Source organism: Prevotella sp. P4-119, from assembly GCF_002251345.1.
In the GTDB taxonomy this organism is placed as follows: domain Bacteria; phylum Bacteroidota; class Bacteroidia; order Bacteroidales; family Bacteroidaceae; genus Prevotella.
Map to the genome: position 1 here is coordinate 44,186 of NZ_NPJB01000023.1, position 25,273 is coordinate 69,458.

The 25,273-nt window shown below is 46.7% G+C and carries 20 protein-coding genes; 6 read left to right on the forward strand and 14 right to left on the reverse strand.

The annotated features are described in order from the left end of the window. Positions 1 to 579: 579 nt before the first annotated feature. The 8 genes from rseP to CIK89_RS02380 form a co-directional block, all read right to left on the reverse strand. A complete protein-coding gene (gene rseP / locus CIK89_RS02335; protein WP_094389827.1) occupies positions 580 to 1,950 on the reverse strand; it encodes an RIP metalloprotease RseP in 1,371 nt (456 codons plus the stop codon). Between the two features lie 24 nt (positions 1,951 to 1,974). Next, a complete protein-coding gene (locus CIK89_RS02340) occupies positions 1,975 to 3,135 on the reverse strand; it encodes a 1-deoxy-D-xylulose-5-phosphate reductoisomerase (protein ID WP_094389828.1) in 1,161 nt (386 codons plus the stop codon). Continuing rightward, a complete protein-coding gene (gene rimM, locus CIK89_RS02345) occupies positions 3,132 to 3,641 on the reverse strand; it encodes a ribosome maturation factor RimM (protein WP_094389829.1) in 510 nt (169 codons plus the stop codon). Before rimM ends, CIK89_RS02340 begins: the two co-directional genes overlap by 4 nt. A 52-nt stretch (positions 3,642 to 3,693) precedes the next feature. Next, complete coding sequence (gene murA, locus CIK89_RS02350) at positions 3,694 to 4,998, reverse strand: UDP-N-acetylglucosamine 1-carboxyvinyltransferase (RefSeq protein WP_094389830.1); 1,305 nt, start codon at positions 4,996 to 4,998, stop codon at positions 3,694 to 3,696. A gap of 29 nt (positions 4,999 to 5,027) precedes the next feature. Then, on the reverse strand, positions 5,028 to 5,639 hold the full coding sequence (locus CIK89_RS02355) for a DUF4290 domain-containing protein (RefSeq protein ID WP_094389831.1): 612 nt from the start codon (positions 5,637 to 5,639) through the stop codon (positions 5,028 to 5,030). 19 nt (positions 5,640 to 5,658) lie between these two features. Then, positions 5,659 to 6,348, reverse strand: coding sequence for a tRNA (adenosine(37)-N6)-threonylcarbamoyltransferase complex dimerization subunit type 1 TsaB (tsaB, locus tag CIK89_RS02360; RefSeq protein ID WP_094389832.1), 690 nt, complete (start codon positions 6,346 to 6,348; stop codon positions 5,659 to 5,661). Positions 6,349 to 7,555: 1,207 nt separating this feature from the next. Then, positions 7,556 to 9,574 (reverse strand): helix-hairpin-helix domain-containing protein, encoded by a 2,019-nt coding sequence (locus CIK89_RS02375; RefSeq protein ID WP_094389835.1) that lies wholly within the window; start codon positions 9,572 to 9,574, stop codon positions 7,556 to 7,558. Between the two features lie 19 nt (positions 9,575 to 9,593). Then, on the reverse strand, positions 9,594 to 10,694 hold the full coding sequence (locus CIK89_RS02380) for an SGNH/GDSL hydrolase family protein (RefSeq protein WP_094389836.1): 1,101 nt from the start codon (positions 10,692 to 10,694) through the stop codon (positions 9,594 to 9,596). A gap of 86 nt (positions 10,695 to 10,780) precedes the next feature. On the opposite strand from CIK89_RS02380, the gene ruvB reads away from it, so the two are divergent. The 5 genes from ruvB (at position 10,781) to ribD (ending at position 15,451) form a co-directional block, all read left to right on the forward strand. Continuing rightward, positions 10,781 to 11,818, forward strand: coding sequence for a Holliday junction branch migration DNA helicase RuvB (gene ruvB / locus CIK89_RS02385; protein ID WP_094389880.1), 1,038 nt, complete (start codon positions 10,781 to 10,783; stop codon positions 11,816 to 11,818). A 5-nt stretch (positions 11,819 to 11,823) separates the two neighbouring features. Continuing rightward, positions 11,824 to 12,288, forward strand: a complete 465-nt coding sequence (coaD, locus tag CIK89_RS02390) for a pantetheine-phosphate adenylyltransferase (RefSeq protein ID WP_094389837.1) — start codon at positions 11,824 to 11,826, stop codon at positions 12,286 to 12,288. A gap of 65 nt (positions 12,289 to 12,353) precedes the next feature. Beyond that, entirely contained in the window at positions 12,354 to 12,779 is a 426-nt protein-coding gene (ybeY, locus tag CIK89_RS02395; RefSeq protein ID WP_094389838.1) for an rRNA maturation RNase YbeY, read from the forward strand. Positions 12,780 to 12,834: 55 nt separating this feature from the next. Beyond that, the gene (locus tag CIK89_RS02400) at positions 12,835 to 14,418 is read left to right on the forward strand and encodes an L-lactate permease (protein ID WP_094389839.1); all 1,584 of its coding nucleotides are present in this window, start codon (positions 12,835 to 12,837) and stop codon (positions 14,416 to 14,418) included. A 61-nt stretch (positions 14,419 to 14,479) separates the two neighbouring features. Then, positions 14,480 to 15,451 (forward strand): bifunctional diaminohydroxyphosphoribosylaminopyrimidine deaminase/5-amino-6-(5-phosphoribosylamino)uracil reductase RibD, encoded by a 972-nt coding sequence (ribD, locus tag CIK89_RS02405; RefSeq protein WP_094389840.1) that lies wholly within the window; start codon positions 14,480 to 14,482, stop codon positions 15,449 to 15,451. A gap of 69 nt (positions 15,452 to 15,520) precedes the next feature. On the opposite strand, the gene CIK89_RS02410 is transcribed toward ribD, so the two are convergent. From CIK89_RS02410 to argS, 4 genes are all read right to left on the reverse strand, one after another. After that, the gene (locus tag CIK89_RS02410) at positions 15,521 to 16,846 is read right to left on the reverse strand and encodes an ATP-binding protein (RefSeq protein WP_094389841.1); all 1,326 of its coding nucleotides are present in this window, start codon (positions 16,844 to 16,846) and stop codon (positions 15,521 to 15,523) included. A 210-nt stretch (positions 16,847 to 17,056) separates the two neighbouring features. Further along, positions 17,057 to 17,845, reverse strand: coding sequence for a Cof-type HAD-IIB family hydrolase (locus tag CIK89_RS02415; RefSeq protein WP_094389842.1), 789 nt, complete (start codon positions 17,843 to 17,845; stop codon positions 17,057 to 17,059). Positions 17,846 to 17,886: 41 nt separating this feature from the next. Next, the gene (locus tag CIK89_RS02420; protein ID WP_094389843.1) at positions 17,887 to 18,345 is read right to left on the reverse strand and encodes an RNase H family protein; all 459 of its coding nucleotides are present in this window, start codon (positions 18,343 to 18,345) and stop codon (positions 17,887 to 17,889) included. Positions 18,346 to 18,348: 3 nt separating this feature from the next. Then, positions 18,349 to 20,133 carry an arginine--tRNA ligase gene (gene argS, locus CIK89_RS02425; RefSeq protein WP_094389844.1) on the reverse strand — a complete coding sequence of 595 codons (1,785 nt, stop codon included), beginning with the start codon at positions 20,131 to 20,133 and terminating at the stop codon, positions 18,349 to 18,351. 518 nt (positions 20,134 to 20,651) lie between these two features. On the opposite strand from argS, the gene CIK89_RS02430 reads away from it, so the two are divergent. After that, positions 20,652 to 21,347, forward strand: a complete 696-nt coding sequence (locus CIK89_RS02430; RefSeq protein WP_094389845.1) for a Sir2 family NAD-dependent protein deacetylase — start codon at positions 20,652 to 20,654, stop codon at positions 21,345 to 21,347. 991 nt (positions 21,348 to 22,338) lie between these two features. On the opposite strand, the gene nrdG is transcribed toward CIK89_RS02430, so the two are convergent. After that, on the reverse strand, positions 22,339 to 22,839 hold the full coding sequence (gene nrdG / locus CIK89_RS02440) for an anaerobic ribonucleoside-triphosphate reductase activating protein (protein WP_094389847.1): 501 nt from the start codon (positions 22,837 to 22,839) through the stop codon (positions 22,339 to 22,341). 56 nt (positions 22,840 to 22,895) lie between these two features. After that, positions 22,896 to 25,139: an anaerobic ribonucleoside triphosphate reductase gene (locus tag CIK89_RS02445; protein WP_094389848.1), complete on the reverse strand. Its 2,244-nt coding sequence runs from the start codon at positions 25,137 to 25,139 to the stop codon at positions 22,896 to 22,898. Positions 25,140 to 25,273: the final 134 nt, after the last annotated feature.

Consider the following 25,273-nt stretch of genomic DNA (forward strand, 5'->3'; position numbering starts at 1 on the left):
TATAAGTTAGAGATGTTGTTTATCATCGTTTTTCACAACCTTGACAATACTTTTGTCAAACGTTGGGCAATACCTTTGTCAAATATTGGACAATACCTTTGTCAAATATTGGACAATACCTTTGTCAAACGTTGGACAATATCTTTATCAAACGTTAGATAATATCTTTTTCAAACGCAGAAAAGACCTTTTTCAATCGTTTCGAAACAATCTTGACAAATGTTAGAAAACACTCTTAACAAACGTTAGGCAATACCTTTACCAAAGGTTTGGAAATGTCTAACTATACGTATCTTGGACTGAGATATGAAATTCGACGAATTTTGGCGGTGGTCGATGGGTGGTCGATAGAAACAGTTTCGACCACAGCATAAAACACTGTATGATAATGCGATACACACTTCTGTGGTCGTGTGGTCGAAATTTTCTGAAAACTAAAATTTTTAGAGAATGTCATAAGCATCGTGGCATTCCACCTGATGAAAGTTCCACTAAAGACAAAGCGCTCACGCACGTACCTATTCATATATACGTGCGCGAGCGCTTATATTATTTGATAGCTGTTCTGTCCTGTGATTACTACATGATACCAATCCAACGCAACACATCGTTGAGGTTAGCCACAATCATAAGGAGCATGAGTAAGGCAAGTCCCACATAATTGGCACGTATCATGAAGTTTTCGGATGGTTTACGACGTGTGATGATCTCATAGATGAGGAAAAGCACATATCCGCCATCGAGGATAGGTATGGGCAGAATATTCATAAATGCCAGAATGATAGACAGGAATGCGGTCATCTTCCAAAAGAGATACCAATCCCATGTTGAGGGGAAGAGATTTCCAATGGCTCCGAATCCTCCGAGACTCTTAGCGCCATCGGCAGTAAACACATATTTCAAGTCGTCAACATAGGAACCAAGCACATGCATGCCATATTTGACACCAGCAGGGAAGCTTTCAAAGAATCCATATTTCTGTGTATATGGTTTATAGAGACCCGCTACGCTCTGTACGGTGAATCCCAAACGCATATCGGCAGTGAGCGTTACCACGGCAGTATCGGTTTTTACGCCATTGGTAAATACCACAGGGATGGTGCGCACTTTGAGGCTATCGGCAGGCGATTTAGCATCTGCCAACAGGTCGGAGCGACGATCCAACTGGTCGATAATCTCATTGTATGAATCCACTGCATGTCCATTGACCGCCAGTATTCGGTCGCCTTTCTTCATTCCAATTTGCGATGCAGGCATATTGGGCACGACAGAGTCTGCCACTGCAGGAAGGAGCGGACGCACGAACGAGGGTTCTGCCTTCATCATATTCAGGAGATTCAGGTCACCAGGCAGATTCACCGTCACGGTTTTTCCCTGACGAATCACCTCCACCTGTTGTGCTGCAGCGATATCGCGATACAGGTCGGCACTAAAATCTTTGAAGGCGCCCTTCTCTGTTCCCACGAGAATATCACCATCGCGGAAACCGAGAGCCTTAGCCTCTTTATTAAACTTCATACCGCCAGTCATGTCTTTCACTGGCACATAGGTATCTCCCCAATAGAAGAGAATCATGGAGTAGATAAACAGCGCAAGGAGGAAGTTGACCAGCACACCGCCTATCATGATCAGCAATCGCTGCCATGCCGGTTTGCTTCTGAACTCCCAAGGCTGTGCGGGTTGCTTCATCTGGTCGGTATCGAAGCTCTCGTCGATCATACCGGCAATCTTGCAATAACCGCCAAGGGGAATCCATCCGATACCATATTCAGTGTCGCTGTTTTTGGGTTTAAATTTGAAAAGACTGAATTTCCAGTCGAAGAACATATAGAACTTCTCTACTTTCACTCCAAAAAGTTTCGAGAAGAAGAAGTGACCACCTTCGTGCAAGAGCACCAAGATAGAGATGGCCAACATCAGTTGTAGCAGTTTAATAAGAAAAACTTCCATTCGTTATTTGTGTCTATTCGATTTTTATTTATTCATGAGTTCTGTTGCTATGCGCCTTGCCTCGGCATCGGTCGCAATATATGTATCATAGGTAGGCGAAGCATCGTAGGTGCAACGCTGCATGGTTTCGGCTATGATGTCGCTCATCTGCAGGAATCCACACTTACCTTCAAGGAATCCGCGATTGACAATTTCATTAGCTGCGTTGACGATACAAGGCATGTTTCCACCCTTCTCAATGGCCTCGAAAGCCAGTGCCAAGCAACGGAATTTTTTCAAGTCGGGCTCAAAGAATTCAAGGCTGCGGGTCTTAAACAGGTCGAGGCGCTCACCAGAGAGCGTCAGACGTTTGGGATAAGAGAACGCATACTGTATGGGCAGTCGCATATCGGGCACTCCGAGTTGCGCTTTGACCGCACCGTCATCAAACTGCACAGCCGAATGGACAATGCTTTGCGGATGTACCAATACCTGAATTTGCGAGGCTTTTACACCGAAGAGCCACTTGGCTTCTATGACTTCGAAGCCCTTGTTCATCATCGATGCCGAGTCGATAGTAATCTTCGCTCCCATGTCCCATGTAGGATGTCGGAGTGCATCTGCCTTGGTCACCTGTGCCAACTGCTCAATGGTAAAGTTGCGGAAGGGGCCTCCAGAAGCTGTCAGCAGTATCTTGTCGATGCGGTTGACATCCTCGCCCACAAGACTTTGGAATATTGCCGAGTGTTCACTATCTACTGGCAGGATGGGCGCATGATACTGCGTAGCCAGATTGCCAATCAGTTCTCCAGCCACAACAAGTGTTTCCTTGTTGGCCAGTGCAATGGTCTTTCTTGCTTTGATGGCATGGATGGTGGGGGTCAGTCCAGCAAATCCCACCATGGCAGTGAGTACGATATCAATCGGTTTAGCCTCTACTATCTCGTTGATGGCCTGTGCTCCAGCATAGACTTTCACGTCGGGAATATCGTCGGTGAGTCGTTTGAGTTCATCGTAACGTGCCTCATTGGCAATAACGATAGCTGCCGGATGAAAGCGATGAGCCTGCTCGGCGAGCAGTTCCACACGGTTGTTTGCCGTGAGACAATACACCTCATAGAGGTCGCTATGCTCTTCGATGACCTGCAGGGCCTGTGTTCCTATGGAACCTGTAGATCCGAGGATGGCAATTTGTTTCTTTTTCATATCTCTAACAATCCCTCTGGGATAATTGTTTTTATGGTTCTTTCCGTGGTGTCAATATGGTGTATTAGGTCGTCAGAAGCCGGAATGAGTCGTCCGTCTTCGAGTTCAAAGAGGATGTTATGGGTTGAATCGTCAATCGATGCAATGCGTCCCACCTCTTTTCCTGTATCGGCATCCACGAGCATGAATCCCACGAGCATAGACAGTGAAGGCATGGCGTCCTCCTCTTCTGCCAGACTTCTTGGGAAATAGACATCACACCCTGTGAGTTCTGCTGCCCGTTGTTGGGTATCGACATCGCAGAATTTGATGAGTGCGAGACTGTCTGAACGGAAGCGATACTCTTCCATGAAGAACGGCACGAGTATGCCGTCGATATCGAGAATCAGGTATTCTGCCTCGACACGGTCGAAGACATCATCGGTAAACTGCAGGCTCACCTCGCCTTTCACACCGTGCGACTTGCCCAGTCGTCCTATCTTATAGACCTCTTCTTTACGAATCATCTCACTCTTTGTTATCGTTTGCAGTCGTTCTACACCTTATTTATATATATTATTATATGCGTTCAATGTGTGCACCAAGTGCATTGAGGCGCGCTTCAATATCTTCATAGCCGCGGTCGATCTGCTCGATATTGCTGATCTGGCTGACGCCATCAGCACTCATGGCAGCGATGAGCAGAGCGATACCGGCACGAATATCCGGACTCGACATGCGTTGCGGGCGCAGCGTATTTACCCTGTCGTGGCCTACCACCACAGCGCGGTGTGGGTCGCAGAGAATGATTTGCGCTCCCATGTCGATGAGTTTATCCACGAAGAAGAGTCGGCTCTCAAACATTTTCTGATGGAAGAGCACTGTTCCACGTGCCTGCGTTGCCACGACGATGAGCACCGACAACAAGTCGGGAGTCAGTCCAGGCCATGGTGCATCAGCCAGCGTCATGATAGTTCCATCGATGAAAGAGTCCACCTCATAATGTTCCTGACGAGGAATATACAAGTCATCACCCTCTTCTATAATCTTCACACCCAATCTGCGGAAAGCGTCTGGAATGATACCCAGATTGCGGAGCGACACATTCTTGATGCGTATGCCGTTGCCCACCATGGCAGCCATTCCGATAAACGATCCCACCTCAATCATATCAGGCAGAAGGCGGTGGGCTGTGCCATGCAGATGCTTCACACCCACGATGGTTATCAGGTTTGATCCGATACCGCTGATATTGGCACCCATGCGGTTGAGCATGTGGCAGAGTTGCTGAATATAGGGTTCACAGGCTGCATTATAGATTGTTGTAGTGCCTTTGGCAAGAACCGCCGCCATGATGATATTGGCAGTACCGGTCACCGAAGCCTCATCAAGCAACATATAGGTGCCCACGAGCTGTTTGGCAGCAATCTCATAAACTTCCGTCTTTGGGTTCTGTCGGAAGTCTGCACCCAGGTATTTGAAGCCGAGAAAATGGGTATCAAGGCGTCGGCGACCGATCTTATCACCCCCAGGTTTAGCAATCACAGCCTTTCCCATACGTGCCAAAAGCGGTCCAATCATCAGCACACTGCCACGCAGTGCAGCACACTTCTGGACAAACTCCTCACTACCGAGGTAGTCGAGATTGAGTTCATCAGCCTGAAAATGAAACACTCCCTGCTGTTCCTTACTGACTTTCACACCGATGTCTTTCAACAACTGTATCAGATTGTTGACGTCGCGAATGTCGGGAATATTGCGTATAATAACCTCGTCGTTGGTGAGCAACGTTGCACAGATCACCTGCAAGGCCTCGTTTTTAGCGCCTTGAGGGACGATGGTTCCACTGAGCAGGTGTCCGCCTTCGATTTTGAATGATGCCATAATCAGAATGTTAGGGGTTATAAAAATACTTATCTGCGACCTTTTCCCTTATTGCGTTTCATGGGAATAGGGTCTGTACCGGGAATGATTTTCTCAAACTTAAACTCGTTGAGATCAAGCTGTATCACACCGTCCGTCAGTCGGGCAATATCGTCAGCCACCTTCTCGTCGTCTGTCGAACCATGTCCCCAATTTGCCAGATCACGCTTCATCTGATTGGCAGTCAACCGTGCTAGTTCGTCGCGTTCCTCTCCCGGCGGCATGCTCTTGAGGCGTTCAAAAGACTCATCAAGCAATCTACCGTAGTGACGCATCTTAAACCGGCTCTTGTTATAAGAAATCGGTGCGGGCTTTGCCAAAAACTTTTCTGCCAACGACACATCGTAAGGCCAGTCGATATCGAGCTTCTTGTCGCTGATGAGATATAGGTGATCCCAATAAGCCTGTGCGTCACTGTTGTTGACTCTGGCTTGCGGATTACGACTCTCCATCAGTCTGACGATACTCTTTGCACAGCGCAGGCGTTCCTCTTTGGAAGGTAACGAACAGGCATGTTGCACCATCAACTGAATCTCGCGTCCATATTCAGGCATGACGAGTTTCTCGCGTTGTGTATTGTAATCTATTCCTTTGATGTCCATTGTCATGTTGTTTTGTCTTTTAGAGTAATTTCTTGGGTTTGAGGGCTACAAAGTCTTTCAGATAGAAAGGCACAAAGTAGGCCACATCTTCCGTACGTCCGTCCAGCAATCGGCGCTCTGCCAGCGGCTGCATCCAGCGTGCCTGTGGCTCAATGCCGTCTATATAGTGGGCATTGGGATGATCGATGATGTCCATACACTTCTTCGCACCATTGCCGAAGAAATATACGGGATGCTGGTCGAGCCACTGCCGATAAGTATCGGCATTCACCACGTCGGCACCTACCGGCCGCACCTCTTTCAGGCTGCGATCGTAGATGGCGGCATAAACTTCCATGCGTCGTGCATCGAGCATGGGACAAAGTAAGGCATCGTCTTCAATGCCTTCGCGCAGAAGTATGGGCACACAAAGAAGCTCAAGTGTAGGAACGGCAATGAGTTTCAAGTCACGTCCGTAGCAGACACCCTTTGCCATTGACACACCGATACGCAGTCCCGTATAGCTTCCAGGACCGCAGCTCACAGCCACGGCATCGAATGGAATGGCGTGACTATCAGTGAACGAAAGGGCCTCATCCACCATTGATCCGAGTCGTTCGGCATGGTTAGGACCGCTATGGTCTTCTTCGTGATAAATGCAGTGGCTGTCTTCCGACACTGCCACCGAACATACGTCTGTGCTGGTTTCAATATGTAATATACAAGCCATGTGTCTTGGAGTATATAATAGTTCAAGCTGCAAAGTTATGAAAAAAAAACGATATTCTGTGTATTCTGCCCTATTTTTACATTACTTTCACGTCAAAGAAGATAGTACAAAGCGCAAGACTCTCCAACTTTCTCCTATTGTCCTCCTATCATTCTCCCATTTATCATCGTAAAAATGGGACTTACTTGGGACTTACTTGGTAGTCACATGGGACTTACATACAATCTGTATAAGGCCTAAATAGGCCGTGTACAAATACAAAAAAGGAAGAAACTCAGAATCATCTGCAACTTACCAGGAATATGCTCACATCTAATATAATAGTATCTTCTTAGTTCAGAACTGGACATCCATACGACGGATACAAGCCCAAGCAAAATATCAGAAACACGTAAAACAAAATAGCGCTCAGATAGTTAAAGCCTGTTAACAAACCATTGTTTTCGCACACAAATCCTTGATATACGTCAAGAATATGATAATTTAATGCATGATTTATTGCAAAAATGTTGCGAGATATCGAAAAACATCGTAACTTTGCATCGTCAAAAGGAACAAGAGGTTCCAAAATGACACACACAAATAGATTGTTTTAGGTTAGTAGTAATATTTATAGTTTTAGGTTTTTAGTTATTGGTAAAAAGAAAGTTTGAAATATGGATAACAGTGGTCGCCGTGAGGCTCCCATAACTTTCTTTTTTTTAATTGAATTTTGTTTTATACAAGATATACTACCGCAAGGTAGCCCCGACCGAAAGGTCAACAACATTAGAAAAGGATTTTTAGTTATACATAGGCTTTGGATGTCGCTGCTCGTGGTGAGTAGCGGCATTTTTTTTTTGAATTTGGTTGGCAAACTCAATGAATTTGGTTGGCAAATTCAATGAATTTGGTCGGCAAACTCAATGAATTTGCACCTTCGCTGAATATTTCATTTGACTCCTATACCTATCTGTTGTGAGCGCTATGCAAGTTTTATTGGTGTGCAAATCAATTTATTTTGCTCAGCAATTCAAATTGTTTTCCTCGGCAATTCAATTTACTTTCCTCGGCAATTCAATTTACTTTGCTGAGCAACGAAACATCCACAAGCATGCAACACGCTATATACAAGCATATTACATGGCTTTTCAACAACACAGAGAAAACAGGTCTTTTGAAACCATCAATATCAGACAATGCCAAAAGGTATGACCATGGTGATCGTTCAGAACTTCCACTCCATCTGCAACTGTAGGTCGGGTTGCGAGGAATGGCATATTTCCTGCTTGCCACTGCCTATCTTAGAACGGTCGAAATAATCGGTGACACCTAACTTGGCTGTTAGCATCAGACGGTTGGCAATGGTGGCAGAGGCCAAGAAACTATACCGGATGCCTTCACCATAGAAGGCAGGGAAATAGAAATCATAGCGCAACGATGGCTCATACTGATAGAGGCGGCTCTCATAACTATTGGTGTGGAAATAGCCCATGCGCCCCGACAGGCGGAAGGCGGAACGTTTCCAAGTCAGCTGCTGACTACCCATATAGCCCCAATACTGCTGATGGATGCTAACCGAAGTGCCGTCGAACTGGGTCTGCCAAGATAGCCACGAACCTATTGCCCTACTCAGCCGGAGGCGCAACCGATGGTTGTAGCGATTGTAGAGGGTAGTTTTCTCTGCATTGTCGCGCTGGGTGAGATGCAATCGGTAATAGCCATCAAGCATCCAATTGCTACTCTTCCACTCGCAAGCTACCTTGGTATCGAAGGCATCGCTCGATGCGCTGACCTGATAGCGTGCCCAAGCAAAGTGGGTATAGTCGGCATATACCTTCAACAGAAATCGCCATGAGGGGCGCCATTCCATGCCGACATACATGCCATGCTCGTTTTGCACCTTGCCTCCTTCCGAGAAACTGCGAGCATGGAGGGCGGTGTATTGCTTGTCGTAGTAGCGGTGGATGGCTGAAAAAGTCAGTGAGGTGGCAGGATGCCAAGTAGCACGATGCAGCAAAGCCAAGTGGCCATGGCGGTTGATGGCTGCTTCGCCTGCCAACGAGATGTTATCGCCTATATAACCGTAATCCACGCTCATATTGGCAAAGGTGGCTCCTGCGGCCTGATAGCGACGGAAGGGAGCACTCGCGCGATCGGGATTGAGGGTGCGGTCGAAGTGGGAATAGACGAAATTGCCATTGACATAGACCTTCTTGCCATGCCAGCCAACACTTCCACCGGCATCCCATCGGTAGGTATTATGCTTTTTGTCCATCTCGGCAGGCAGGCGATGGTAGCCCGAAGTGAGCAGTGTGCGCACCGTTCCATCATCGTTGAGCGTGGCATCAAGCGGTCGGTAGGAGCCGAATACGGTGGTGCGCCAATGGTCAGACAGGCGCATGGTCAGGGCTGCACCCTGCAGATAGTTGGCAACAGATCGCGAGCTGTAGGCTCGGATATCGGCAGAGGATCGCATGGCAGACTGTAGCATCATGGTTTTTCCCATGGCGAAAGCTCCGTTCATGATGAGTCCCATGCCCATCTGCACCCGATACATGCCCAGACAAAGGCGGTCGATACGCCCCAAATGGTTGAGTTGCAGATAATAGGAATAGTGGTCATACCCCATCTTATTGCGGTCGGAAAAGAAGGGCTCACCGGCATCTTGTGCTGCCGTAAACCCCACTTTCAATCGGTCGCGATAGTTGTGCTGATAGCGCACGGTATGGGCATAGCGCTTGCCCAAATATCCATCGCGGTAGCCCTTACGGGTGTAAAACGGTATGGAGACGGTGGCTGACAGCGTATTGTCACCTCGCAAGAGGGCTGAGTCCAGTCGCAACGTGGGCATTTGACGCTCGACGGGTGCCACACAGACAAAGTGTAACAGCAGTCGGCGCACATCGTCACCTATCGACTTCACCAACAGCAGTTCGCTAAGGGATAGCATGGCCTTGTTGCGATAGACATACTCCAAGAGGTCGCCCACCTGTCTGGCGGAAAGAAAAGGCAGCCGCTCAAGTTGCTCGCGAGTGGCGCTATTCAGGTTGATGGGGTGGTTTTCCAGTTCTGTCAATTGGTCGAATGCCTCTTCCCATTGGGCGGCATCGCCCTCATCAGCCTCAACCCACTGCCAAAAATCATCTTGCCAAGGGCGCGATTGCTGTGCCGACAGCATCAAAGGCGATGCTGTCAGGCATAGAAGCAGACATAGGCACTGCCCCCACTTGCTATAGTTTGCCATATCCTCCCTATTTGGTTAATCAAAACCACTTCATCAGCGGTCGCAAGAATGCAACGAGCTCAGCTGCCATTTTCTGGTGTTGCCAGAGTGATGGATGCCATGAAGCGCCATAGTATAAATCGCCGGTTTGGGGCGTGAAGTCGAAGCGATAGACCTCGGCGTCACCGCCCTTGCGTGCCTCTGCCACTACTTCATCGAGGATTCGACGGGCTATGTCGAGCTCTTTGCCATTGAGCATAGAACCGCAAAGATACACTATTTTGGCATGTGGATTGCGTTGGCGCACCTGAGCGAGAAAGCGTTTGTAGGCTTGTTTAAGCAACTTTGTATCGTAATTGTTGGTGGAGAGGTCATTGGTGCCAAGGTTGATGCACACCAACTGAGGTTGGTAACGGGCAAAATCCCATTTCTCCGAACGGTCGTAGAGGTTGGTGTAGAGATATTCGGTGGTCATCACATTGTCGGGAGTACCTGTCTTCGGACCGTCATAACTGCGATATACTCCAATGCCACTGCGTGCCACGACATGCGCTACGGCATCAAGATCACGCGTAGCGATTTGCGCATAGGTGAAATAGTGGTTCTCTGTTTCGTATTCGAAAGGATCGCTCATCTCGATACTCTCGTTACCATAACCGCAGGTGATGCTGTTGCCGATAAATTCGATAGTGCGTTGGGGCAATGCAGGGGCTGGCAACAACTTAGCACCAGCGTCGAGAACGAAACCACGGAAGTCGGGTTTGAGTTCATAACCTTCTATCACATACATCAATCGCACATCATGACAACCTTGGGGTAAGGCTGTGGCAAGTGTAACAACCGAATCGCGCTCACCCATGAAACTCACTTTGAAGGGTTCGGCACCATCTATTTGTGCCATGAAATAGCCACTGCGAGGTTTTGCCATCATCTTCAACGAGGTGCCGGTAAAGCGCGCAATGATCTGTGTGCCAGGGAAAGTGAAGCGCGGACGCATGGGATTGGAGAAACAGATGCGTCCCACATACTGGATGCAACTGTCGGTGGGGTTGATAACTGTGCCTGTTACAGGACGTGTGGTCGATGCCGCAGCCGAAAAGACGGCAACAACTGAGAGCATGAGGAAAACGATTCTTTTCATGAACTATAGTATGGTTTTTGTTATTCGCTTTGCAAAATTACAAAAATTATGATTAACTTTGCACCAAAAGCGATAAAAAAACAATGATGGACGAAGATTTCGACATAAGACAAGAGCAGATCTCAGCATCGGAGAAAGACTATGAAAACGCACTCAGACCACTCTCGTTCGATGATTTCAGCGGACAGAAACAAGTGGTAGAGAATCTCCGGGTGTTTGTAGAGGCTGCTAAATATAGGGGCGAACCATTGGACCACACCCTGCTCCATGGCCCACCAGGACTGGGTAAGACCACACTGTCCAATATCATTGCCAATGAATTGGGAGTGGGATTCAAGATTACCAGCGGACCGGTGCTCGACAAACCGGGCGACTTGGCAGGCATCCTGACATCGCTCGAAAAAAACGATGTGCTCTTTATTGACGAGATACACCGTCTGTCACCAGTGGTTGAAGAGTATCTATACTCGGCTATGGAGGACTATCGCATAGACATCATGATAGACAAAGGACCGTCGGCACGGTCCATACAGATTGACCTCAACCCCTTCACACTCGTGGGGGCTACAACAAGAAGCGGACTCTTGACGGCTCCACTGCGCGCACGTTTCGGTATCAACATGCACTTGCAGTATTACCAACCAGAGACGCTACAACGCATTATCACGAGATCGGCATCGATTCTCGGTGTACCCATCACTGCTGAAGCAGCGGCTGAAATAGCGGGAAGATCGAGAGGTACGCCACGTATCGCCAATGCACTGTTGCGACGAGTGCGCGACTTTGCACAGGTGAGAGGCACTGGACGCATCGACACCAATATCACACAGGTGGCATTGACAGCGCTCAACATCGACCAATACGGACTGGACGAGATAGACAACAGACTGCTGTTGACCATCATCGATAAGTTTAAAGGGGGACCGGTGGGCATCACGACCATTGCTACGGCTATCGGAGAAGATGCAGGAACTGTGGAGGAAGTCTATGAGCCATTCCTCATCATGGAGGGTTTCATCAAGCGAACACCACGAGGAAGAATGGTCACCGAACTGGCTTACAAGCACTTTGGACGCAACCCCTATACGGGAAACATCATGGAACCAGGACTCTTTGACGAATAAAAACTATGAGAACAGGAATATTTGTGGGAAGCTTCGACCCCTTTACCATCGGACACGACAGCATCGTCAGACGAAGTGTGGCACTATTTGACAGACTCGTTATCGGCGTAGTGGGCGATCATGTGGGGAAACCTTATATGCAACCGGCGGAAAATCGGATGAAGGCAATTGCCGAACTCTATGCTGACGAACCACGCATAGAAGTGAAACCGTACTACGGACTGGCGGTGGATTTCGCTCGCAACGAGGGAGCACAGTACATCATCAAAGGGGTTAGGTCGGTAAAAGACTTTGAGTATGAACGCGAACAGGCGGACATCAACAGACAAATGAGTGGGGTGGAAACACTGCTGCTATACAGCGAACCACAACTTTCGAGCGTTTCTTCAACCATGGTGCGAGAACTGATGCACTTCGGAGTAGATGTTTCTCCTTATCTGCCGAAAGCCAAAACACCAACGAAGCAATAACGCTGGGCAATGAAAATACAGCGTATGACTACAATATACAGATAGAACGAAACAATAAATACAATATGATAACATACAACGCAGAAAACGTGAAATTCCCGAAAATAAAGCGCCGGGAAACCACAGCATGGATTAAAAGAGTAGCTGCCTCCTATGGAAGAAAGGTGGGAGAGATAGGGTATCTCTTCTGCGATGACGAGAAAATACTGGAGGTGAACCGCGAATACCTGCAACACGACTATTATACTGATATCATCACCTTCGACTATGATGAGGATGACATCATCAGCGGAGACCTCGTCATATCACTCGACACCGTGAAGAGCAATGCAGAACTCTTCCATAAAAACTATGACGAAGAACTACACCGCGTCATCATACACGGCATCCTACACCTCTGTGGCATCAACGACAAAGGGCCGGGAGAACGGGAAATCATGGAGGCTGCAGAAAACAAAGCGCTGGCAATGCGAACCGCAGAAGCACAATAGCCGAAAAACGAAACTGTAAATACTTACACACAAATACACTAAAACACTAAAACCTATGACAGCAATTATCGCTATTATCCCCATTATCCTGCTCTTCGTATTGATGCTGGGACTGAAAATGCCCGGTCACAAGAGCGCGTTTATCACTTTGGCTGCCACCGTCCTGTTAGCGCTATTCGTGGCGCCAGCAATGGGCATGATGCCAGAAAAGTTTGCCACTGCCAGTACCTATGCAGTAGTGTGGTGGAGTCTTGTGGAAGGCATACTCAAAGCCGTATTTCCTATACTCATCATCATTCTGATGGCTATCTACAGCTATAACATACTGGTGGAATCGAAAGAAATAGAAACTATCAAACAGCAGTTCACATCGTTTACAGACGATAAAGGAATACTCGTTCTCATGCTTGTATGGGGATTCGGAGGACTTCTCGAAGGTATGGCGGGATTCGGAACGGCTGTGGCTATTCCTGCGGCAATACTTATCGGACTGGGATTCAAACCGATGTTCTCGGCACTGGTGGCCCTCATCGGAAACACCGTGGCTACGGGATTCGGTGCTGTGGGAGTGCCGGTAACAACGCTCTGCAACGAAGTGGCACCGGGCGGATCGGCATCGGCAGAAGCCATTTGCGAGACATCGGCATTCGCTGTGGTACAGCTCTCACCATTGTTCGTACTGCTGCCGTTTATCATCCTGATGCTCACCGACCGGAAAGCTTGGGCGAAAAACATTGCACTGGCACTATGGACGGGCATCATATCGGTAGTGGTGCAATATCTCTGCGCACGCTATCTGGGATCGGAAACTCCTGCTATCATAGGCAGTGTGGCGGCTATCGTGGCTATCATCATCTATGCTAAACTCTTTGGGAAGAAGAAGGAACATCGTGAGAACGAACGACACTTCACACTCGGAGAGACCTTCCGCGCATGGAGCGTATATCTCTTTATCCTTGTGTTTATCCTTGTCAGCGGTGCACTATGCCCACCAGTCAACGATTTCCTCAAAACACATCTCGTATCGAAAGTGCCGCTGCCAGTCATCGGATCGACGTTCAAATTCGGATGGATATCCAATGCAGGACTTATGCTCTTCTTAGGTGCTACCATCGGTGGAATGATACAAGGACTTTCTTTACGCAAGTTGATGATAGTGCTTGCACGTACTACCATCAACCTGCAGAAAACGGTGGTGACCATCGTTTCACTCATCGCATTGGCATCGGTCATGAACTATAGCGGCATGATAGGGGCTATTGCGGCAGGACTCGTGGCACTGACTGGATCGTTCTATCCATTCTTTGCGCCACTCATCGGTGCTATCGGAACATTCGTTACAGGATCTGATACCTCGTCGAATATACTTTTCGCAAAACTACAAGCCAATGTGGCAGGACAGTTGGGCATGACGGGCACATCGTCATTCTATGGCATCTCTGGCTCGGAAAGCAACTGGCTCGTCGCTGCAAATACCACTGGTGCAACTGGTGGAAAGATGATTTCACCACAAAGTATCGCTATTGCTACTGCATCGTGTGATATGCAAGGAAAGGACGGAGAGATTATGCTTTCGGCTATTCCCTATGCGGCGGTATACATCATACTCGGAGGACTCATGGTCTATTTCGGTATTTAATCTGGATGACATAACATACTGACACGGCCTACAACAAGACAACATACACCTATTTATATATATGGAACACGACAACAAGCAACCGGTTTGGACGGACGACGACGTGAAATATATGCGGCGTTGCATACAACTGGCAGAGAACGGACTGCTATCCACACGACCTAACCCGATGGTGGGTGCGGTGATTACAGCACGCGGAAGAATCATTGGAGAGGGCTATCACGTGAGATGCGGACAAGGTCATGCTGAAGTGAATGCCTTTGCTTCTGTACGTCAAGACGACGAACCGTTGCTCAAAGAGGCAACCGTCTATGTGTCGCTCGAACCTTGCTCACACTGGGGCAAGACGCCACCTTGCGCCGATCTGATTATCAGCAAGGGAGTGAAGCGCGTTGTGGTGGGCATCATCGACCCATTTGCCCAAGTGCAAGGACGGGGCATCAGAAAGTTGCGTGAAGCTGGAATAAAGGTGGAAGTGGGATTGTTGGAGGATGAGTGTTGGTGGCTCAACAGGCGATTCTTTACTTATCATGCCCAACAACGACCATACATCATCCTGAAATGGGCACAGACGGGCGATGGATTTATCGATGACCATTACCACCCAGTAATGATTTCCAATCCGCAAACGCAAATGCTTTCACACAAACTGAGATCGGAGGAAATGGCTATATTGGTGGGACATACCACTGCTGAGCGCGACAAACCGGCTCTCAACGTGCGACACTGGACAGGACAAGATCCGAAGCGCATCATTCTAACCCATGCACGTCCGCTGCAGCAACTCATAGGTGATCTTCATCAACAGGGCATCCAGTCGCTCATCGTGGAAGGAGGAAGAAAGACATTGGAAAGTTTCATAGAAGCGGGATTATGGGACGAAATACGGAGAGAGCTATCGCCCATGACCGTTGGAGACGGTACTCCTGCACCCCATTTGCCTGCCGACATCGCCATTGTCAGCCATCACCATTATGCCGACAACACCATCACCGTCTATCGCCGCAAACAACATAAAGGCTCACAAGCATAATCAGGCTACTACATAACACATGCAGGGATTCCTTTCAGAATCCCTGCACGTGTTATAATAGCTTATCGCTCAACATTTATTGAAAATATTCTTGATGGCATAAAGTGGATAGACCCTGATGTCATCATAACTACAGAAATTTTCAAGTGATGTACGTATTCCATAGTCAATGTCTTTCTGGTGAAGAAAATAACGCATACTTTGCATAGAACCTTTGATACCCGATTTAACTTCTATTGGACGTATCTTATCAGCAAGTTGTACTACGTAATCCACTTCAGCATTGCTGCCACTCTTCTCCCGATGCCAACAGAAAAGTGATTTTGGTTCGTAACAAGAGGATGATTTGACTATTTCGTTACCAACGAAAGTTTCTGCGATGGCACCACGATTTACAACTTGTATGTCAGTAGTGGATAGAATATCTGAAAGGTCTAAACCTAAAAGACATTGCAACAATCCAGTATCAAGGAATATCATACGACGATATTTTTCATTGATTTCTGCTCCCAAAGGTATTCCGTTGGCAGACGTATGGGTTACTGGATATACAAGTCCGGCAAGGATAAGAGTTTCAAGTGCTGTTTTAATCTGCTCGCTGTTTCCATCGCAGTTCACCTTGCTATATACGAATTTGCCAAGCCCTTGCTCGGCAACAGAACGGAATACGGCATCAATACGAACAGACGGGACACGCTGGCGATACTTTACAAAATCATCTCTAAACGACTGTATCAGGTCGCGCAATAGGTGCTGACACTCTTGCAAATTACCATCTTGACAATATCTGGATACCACAGCGGGCATTCCTCCCATAATCAGGAACAACCGCAATTTGCGCACGGCTTGCTCATGTATAGGTTCTGGAAGTGGATTAAATGGATTTGCTTTGGCTATCACACTTGCCAACATCTCATCACCCGTAGCCCACAAAAACTCCTCGTAAGAAAATGGATACATAAAGATACTTCTTATTCTTCCAACTCCATAGGATGGTAACGATTCTAAAGCAAACTCCAAAAGAGAGCCAGCCGCTATTAGATGTTGTTCTGGATACTTTTCATAAAAGTATCTTAAACGATTAATTGCTTGTGGGCATGCTTGTATCTCATCGAAAAACAAAAGGGTTTTGCCTGCAATAATTGGCTGATGAAGCTGTATTGACAACAATTGGCAGATCTCTTGTGGTGAATAAGTTCCGTCAAACATATAATGTATGTCAGGCCGTTCATTGAAATCCACTTCTGCAAAGTTATCAAATTGCTCCGAAAGATGCCGTACTGCAGTTGTTTTTCCAACTTGTCTTGCTCCTCGCAATAGCAGAGGTTTTCGGTCTGTTTGCTTTGCCCAGTTCTGAAGTTCTTTGTCTATATATCGTTTGTTATATTTAGCCATATCCTATATGTTACTGGTTTTCAGTCGCAAAGATACCACTTTTTTATGAAATTAAGAATCAAGAATTGGTTAAATTTTATAAAATTAGGGGCTAAGAATTACCTATATCAGAGAAAATTAGGGGCTAAAAGCTGCCCAAACCTTATAAAATTAGGGGCTAAGAATCACTCAAATCAGAGAAAATTAGGGGCTAAGAACAGAATTAAGACATTAGATAATGCCATAATGGCGAAGCGCCAAAAGGATGCCATCATCATCTACACTTGTAGTAACATAAGTAGCAGCAGCCTTCAATTCGGGGATGGCATTACCCATGGCGATGCCTGTTCCAGCCTTGAGAATAATGCTCATATCGTTGCCACCGTCACCGAAAGCGATGGTGTGGCTCATATCTATACCTTCTGCCTCTGCCATAGCGATAAGCCCTTTGCCTTTGTCAGCATCGCAATGGGTAATGTCGGTAAACTCCGGATGCCATCTGCCCGACACACAATGGGGCACTTGGGGCATGAGCAACGACTCATGGTGGGCATCAAAGAATGCCGACAACTGATAGACAGGTTCTTCCATAGCCACGTCAAGGGGCGTATCGTAGTCGATATTGGTCACCGCAAGGTCGTGTTCAAAGATACGTGCAATACACTCTTTGCTATTGAATGGCACCATGCGTGACTCGGTACAAACGAGACAAGCATCGTCATTCTGACGACAATCGTTGAGAATCAAATCCACATCGGCAGGGGCTATAGGCACACGACGAACGGTGCGCTCGCCTACAAAGCAATGTGCTCCGTTGGTAGTGATATAGCCGTCAATGAGATGTTCGATAGGTTTGAGATTGTTGAGAATATAATAGGGACGTCCCGTAGAAATATAGATGCGTGCGCCATTGGCCTTAGCCTGTGTGAGGGCAAGGATGGTAGATGGTGGTATCTGGTGGATTTTGAAACTAACGAGAGTACCGTCGATATCGAAGAAAAGGGCATATTGATGATCCATGAAATACAATCTTTATATTGTGAAACTAGTGGGTAAGAGGTTTATTTCCTACCGAAATCGGCAGGCACCTCACCCCATTTCTTGGTTTCCCACTTGATGATGGGGTTTGTCCAAGTGTGTGTGTTCAACCAACGCTCGGCGCGCTGGATAATCTGATAAAGTGGTTCTGTCTGTGGTGTGCGCTCAAGTTTGGTCTTACACTGGCGTTTCTTCACCCAAAGAATGGCATTGTAAGAATCACTATAAATGGTTTTTTGCGTTTGTCCTTGCTGTTGCATGAGTGCGAGTGCATGGACTATGGCGAGAAATTCACCGATATTGTTGGTGCCTTTCATCGGACCAAAATGGAACACACGGGCACCTGTAGCTAAGTCGATGGCCTGATATTCCATCGGACCGGGATTTCCGGAACAGGCAGCATCGACGGCCCACGCATCTGCCGTCACCTCAAGAGGCAACGGCAGAACGGTGTCGTTTCGATAGTCGGGAGGGGTCTGCATGGGCTACATACGCTCAGGAACCTCGATACCAAGCAGTGCCATGCCATTGCGGATGACTTTTGCCACGTTGCGTGCAATAACAAGACGCACGAGTTTCTTCTGCTCATCGGCCTCGTTGAGGATGCTATAGTCGTGGTAGAACTGGTTGAATACCTTTGTGAGTTCGTAGCAGTAGTTGGCAATGCCACTGGGACTGTAGTCTTTACCGGCCTGCTCTACGGCAGCGCCATACTCGCTCATCTTCTGAATGAGTTCGGTTTCCTTGTCGGAAAGAACTGCGGTGAGTGGTGCTTCGGATGCTCCCTGCTCGCCTGCCTTGCGCAGAATGCTGCGGATACGGGCATAGGTATATTGGATGAAAGGACCGGTATTGCCATTGAAGTCGATAGACTCTTCGGGATTGAAGAGCATATTCTTGCGTGCATCAACCTTCAGAATGAAGTATTTCAGGGCACCCATTCCCACGATGCGTGCAATCTCGTTGCGCTCGTCTTCACTCATATCGTCAAACTTACCCAGTTCCTCACTGGTCTTCTTGGCGTCGCTGACCATGAGTGCCATCAAGTCGTCGGCATCGACAACAGTACCTTCACGGCTCTTCATCTTACCATTGGGAAGTTCGACCATACCATAGGAGAAGTGGACAAGTTCCTTACCCCACTTGAAACCGAGGCGATCGAGGAGTATTGAAAGTACCTGGAAGTGGTAGTTCTGCTCATTGCCCACCACGTAAATCATCTTGTCGATGGGGTAATCCTGGAAGCGCATTTCAGCAGTACCGATATCCTGCGTCATATAGACACTGGTTCCATCGGAACGCAACAGGAGTTTCTGGTCAAGGCCCTCGTTAGTAAGATCGGCCCAAACAGAATTGTCGGCATGACGCTCAAAGAGGCCTTTGGCAAGTCCTTCCTCTACTTTGGCTTTACCCTTGAGATAGGTCTGCGATTCATAGTAAATCTTATCAAACGAAACACCCATCTTTTTGTAGGTCTCGTCGAAACCGGCATATACCCAGTTGTTCATCTTTTGCCAGAGGGCACGCACTTCGGGATCATTATTCTCCCACTTCACCAACATCTCGTGTGCCTCCTTAATGAGAGGAGCCTCCTGCTTGGCTTGTTCTTCGTCCATGCCACTTTCAACAAGTTGCTTTACTTCTTCGCGATAATGCTTATCGAAAGCAACATAGTAATCACCAATCAGGTGGTCGCCCTTCTTACCGCTTGTCTCAGGAGTCTCGCCATTGCCATATTTCAACCAAGCCAACATAGACTTACAGATATGTATGCCTCGGTCGTTGACAATATTGGTCTTCACTACACGATTACCGTTAGCCTGCATAATCTGTGCCAACGACCAGCCCAACAGGTTGTTGCGCACGTGTCCTAAGTGAAGTGGTTTGTTGGTATTGGGCGAAGAGTATTCGATCATCACCAACGGACTATTTTCATTAGCTTGACGCTCACCATAATGTTCATTGGCATTGATATCGTTGAGCAGGGCAAGCCATGCTGCTGGCGCAATGACCAGATTGAGGAAACCCTTCACAACATTGTATCCAGCGACAGCTTCGCAATGGTCTGCAAGATACTGACCAATCTCTTGTGCAGTCTGTTCTGGATTCTTCTTAGAAATCTTAAGGAAGGGAAATACCACTAATGTAAGATTACCCTCAAACTCACTACGTGTCTTCTGCAGTTGCACCATCTTTTCGGGCACTTGTTGTCCGTAAAGTGATGATACGGCCTCTTGTGCCGATGTGATTATCTGTGATTCTATATTCATATACCTATTATATTTAGAGTGCAAAGGTACGATTAAGTGAGCAGAATACAAAAAGAAATACCAAATTTCTTTTGGATTCTCGAACGTGAGTACCTAAGATGTGAAGCATCAGAGGTACGATTAAGTGAGCAGAATACAAAAAGAAATACCAAATTTCTTTTGGATTCTCGAACGCAAGTACCTAAGATGCGAAGCATCAGAGGTACGATTAAGTGAGCAGAATACAAAAAGAAATACCAAATTTCTTTTGGATTCTCGAACGTAAGTACCTAAGATGCGAAGCATCAGAGGTACGATTAAGTGAGCAGAATACAAAAAGAAATACCAAATTTCTTTTGGATTCTCGAACGCAAGTACCTAAGATGCGAAGCATCAGAGGTAACTACAAAGCCTTTAAAGGCATACGAATAAGCGATAGAAAAAAATACGCCACAGAAAATTATATGCAGAAATGCTTTCGCAATTGCTGGAAATTTCGTACTTTCGCATCAACTAAACACTAAAAAAGCAATTGCCTTATGAAGAAAATCGTAGTTTTGACAGGTGCCGGAATGTCGGTAGAGAGTGGACTGAAAACTTTTCGCGATGCTGACGGATTGTGGGAAAACTATCCCGTAGCACAGGTGGCAACACACGAAGGATGGCTCGAAAACCCCACTTTGGTGACCAATTTCTATAATATGCTGCGAAAAAAATGTCTCGATGCCAAACCCAATGAGGGCCATAAACTTGTAGCAGAACTCGAAAAGAAATATGATGTGACTGTAGTGACACAGAATGTGGATAACCTTCACGAGGCTGCGGGCTCATCAAAAGTAATCCATCTGCACGGCGAACTCATGAAGGTGTGCAGCAGTAGGGATGTAGATAACCCGCGATATCAGCAACTTCTCACTGCCGAGAACTGTGAAGTAAAGCCCGGCACACTGGCTGGCGATGGATCGCTTCTCCGCCCCTTTATAGTCTTTTTCGGCGAAGGCGTGCCAATGATCAGTCGTGCAGCGGATGAAGCAGAACATGCGGACATCTTTATTATCATCGGTACATCGCTCAACGTCTATCCTGCAGCCGGACTGGTGCAGTATGTCAGACCGGGAGTACCTGTATATCTCATAGACCCCCACCCCGTCAATGCCGGTTCCAACGTACAGCAAATACAGGCTGGAGCCAGCGAAGGCATGCGCCAACTCTCAAAACTGCTTCTTTCAGACTAACGCAAGCTATGGATTATAGGATTCATAAGCAATAATGGTCGCGAAATGTAAACAAGTGCTAAAATACTGATGTTTTCGCACACAGCAATTGATTCATATCAATAATATATGTTTATTTTGCGTAAAATATTCCAAAAAAGTTGCGTCGTTATGAAAATCATCGTAACTTTGCATCGTCAAAAAGAACAAGAGGTTCTTATCAGACATTCGGTTAATAGATTGTTTTAGGTTAGTAGTAATATTTATAGTTTTAGGTTTTTAGTTATTGGTAAAAAGAAAGTTTGAAATATGGATAACAGTGGTCGCCGTGAGGCTCCCATAACTTTCTTTTTTTTATAGAATTTTGTTTCATACAACATATACACGCCGCAAGGCAATCCAATCTTGAGGTTGGAAAACAAAAAGAAAGGATTTTTAGTTATACATAGGCTTTGGATGTCGCTGCTCGTGTTGAGTAGCGGCGTTTTTTTTATTTCCACCCACCATATTTCTCTCGTAAACCACCATTTCATAGCCGAAACCATTTCTGTAAGTCTATGGTTTGTTCCCAGTTTGTATTCCAACATCCTCAAATAGAACAATACATGACACAAATCATGTATTATTTGAAGAGTCTGTCATAGAAGCCTCTGTTCCTATGCAGGATGGAGTCAACTTCACGCCAATGCTTTTGTCCTTTCTGGTCTTGATTACAATTTTATACTAGATATGGTTGGTCTCGTCCATTTGCATGCCTCTATGTTGATAGAGGCAAAGACTACCTATGGCCATGACTGATAGATTAAGGAAAACAAAGTACGTAAGCAAGCGTTTCTGCTTGGCGCACTTAATAATCACGCCCCAACGATATTTGAGCCAGTTTATTAAAGATGGTGGATTCTGACATCGTCTTGCAGAGAAACAAGTTTCTTTCGATATATCGTCAACTAAGTATTATAGTAACAACAGAACTCAGAAAAGTCGCCAAGGTTTTAATTTGTGTCTAAGGACATTATACTTCGACGTCGGGATGAAATTCCACCACCTCTCCTTTGGCAAGTGATGCTGGTACATCAATAAGGCGCTGGTTGCTACTTCCACGGAAAAGGAGGTCTTCGTCGCGCAAGGATTTCACAAAGGGACCATCAACCAAAACGTCTATTTCATCGAGCAACTGCCGATAACGCGGTATCTTCACGATGGCCTCAAAGGTAAAACCGGTATAACACCAAATGGTCTTTTGAGTCTGGCTACGAATGGCACGAGCCAACTCGGTAAAGCCTTCTGCCTGATACAGGGGGTCACCTCCTGAGAATGTTACGTTGGCGTAAGGATCGGCTACAATGATTTTCATCACCTCGTCAGTGGTCATCGGATGTCCACCTCCTGGATTCCAGGACTGAGGATTGTGACAACCAGGACATTCGTGATGACAACCTGCACAATAGATAGAGGTCCGGAAACCCGGACCATCTACCATTGTGTCTTCTATGATATCAAGTACTTGTATCATGAGTGATTGACTGTTTGTTTCGTAGAAATCAATCCAACAATTATGTTGCTGATGGATTATTTCTCGTCGAAAAGATTCTGCTGTTGCGAACCTTCAATATGGGTCACACGATCGTTCAACTCGCAAAGTTTGCCGTGATTCCAACGATCGGTAGTTCCTACGAGGTAACCGGTAATGCGCTGCAACTTATCAATATGCTTGCTGCCGCACTTAGGACATACTTCCAGGTGTGAATCGGCATTCTCATATCCGCAGTCCATGCAACGGTTACGATTGTGGTTCACTGAGCCGTAACCCATATTCAACTGATCCATCATATCTACAACATTCATGATAACCTGTGGATTGTGGGTGGCATCACCGTCGATTTCAACATAGAAGATGTGACCACCACGAGTCATTTCGTGGTATGGAGCCTCTACTTCCGCCTTATAACGAGCTGAACATTTGTAATAAACGGGCACATGGTTAGAATTGGTATAATAATCACGATCGGTCACACCGGGGATTGATCCGAACTCGGCACGATCCTTCTTGGTGAATTTACCACTAAGGCCTTCTGCAGGAGTAGCAAGAACAGAGTAGTTGTGCTGATAGCGCTCAGAGAAATCATTGGCGCGGTCGCGCATGTAACCCACAATCTTCAGACCCAGTTTCTGAGACTCTTCGCTCTCGCCATGATGCTTTCCTGTCAGTGCTACAAGACATTCTGCCAAGCCGATGAAACCAATACCAAGGGTGCCTTGGTTGATGACGCTCTCAATAGTATCATCAGAATTCAGTTTGTCTGCACCAATCCAAAGACTCTTCATCAACAGTGGGAACTGTTTAACAAAAGCGGTTTTCTGGAACTGATAACGCTCATCGAGTTGCTTAGCAGCTATTTCCAACTCTTCATCGAGTTTTGCAAAGAACTTGGCGATACGAGCCTCCTGATCTTTCACATCCATACATTCGATGGCAATACGCACGATATTGATGGTTGAAAACGACAAATTACCACGACCAACAGAGGTCTTTGGACCGAAACGGTTCTCGAATACACGAGTGCGGCAACCCATAGTGGCAACCTCGTTCATATAGCGCTTGGGGTCATCGGCACGCCATGCATCACTTTGGTTAAAGGTAGCATCGAGGTTGAGGAAGTTGGGGAAGAAACGGCGAGCAGTCACTTTACATGCCAGCTGATACAAATCGTAGTTAGGATCTTGTGGCAGATAGTTGACACCACGCTTCTTTTTCCATATTTGGATTGGGAAGATGGCAGTCTCGCCATTACCCACACCCTGATAAGTAGAGTTGAGCAATTCACGCATGATGCAACGACCTTCAGCCGAAGTATCGGTTCCATAGTTGATACTTGAGAACACAACCTGATTACCACCACGTGAGTGAATGGTGTTCATGTTGTGAATAAAAGCTTCCATAGCCTGATGTACGCGACTGACAGTTTTGTTGATAGCATGCTGACGCACACGGTCTTTACCCTTCAAGCCATCAAGATCCTGCTTTAGATAGTCAATCAGCGGCTCATGATACAGGTCTGCAAAACTCTCACCATACAAATCTTCGAGCGCTTTCAGTTCCTCTATATACGATAGGCGTACGTATGGAGCCAAATAGAAATCGAAGGCAGGAATAGCCTGTCCGCCATGCATTTCGTTTTGTGCACATTCCAGAGAGATACAAGCCAGTACGGCAGCAGTCTCAATGCGCTTAGCAGGACGGCTGGCGCCATGTCCGGCAACAAAACCTTTAGTGAGAATATTGTCGAGAGGATGCTGACAGCAGGTGAGGGACTTCGTGGGATAGTAGTCCTTGTCGTGGATGTGCAGATAGTTGTGCTCCACGGCATCGCGGCTCTCAGGTGAGAGCAAATAGTCATCGACAAAGGGTTTAGTGGTTTCAGATGCAAACTTCATCATCATACCGGCAGGGGTGTCGGCATTCATATTGGCATTTTCACGTGTCACGTCGTTGTTCTTGATGTTGACAATATCAAGGAACACGTCGCGAGTCTTAGCCTTACGGGCAATGGAACGTTGGTTGCGATAGGCAATGTAGCGCTGTGCAACATCCTTTCTCGAACTCTTCATAAGCTCCATTTCTACCGAGTCCTGAATCTGCTCTACCGTCATCTGAGCACTGCCACGTGCGGCAATGCGGTCTGTAATAGTCTGTAGAAGGCTATCATCTTCACCTTTCTCTGTACTGATCATAGCCTTGCGAATAGCGGCCATAATCTTTTGCTCGTTGAATCCCACGATGCGTCCGTCGCGCTTTACTACTGTCTGTATCATGCTTTTATAACTTTTGGAATTATGAATTGGTTATTGGGTTGTTATTTTCCGTTTGCAAAGATACAAATAAATATTATAAGATTTTCGTTTTGGACAACTTTTGTTGTGTTAATAAATGTCAATTCGCTAACACA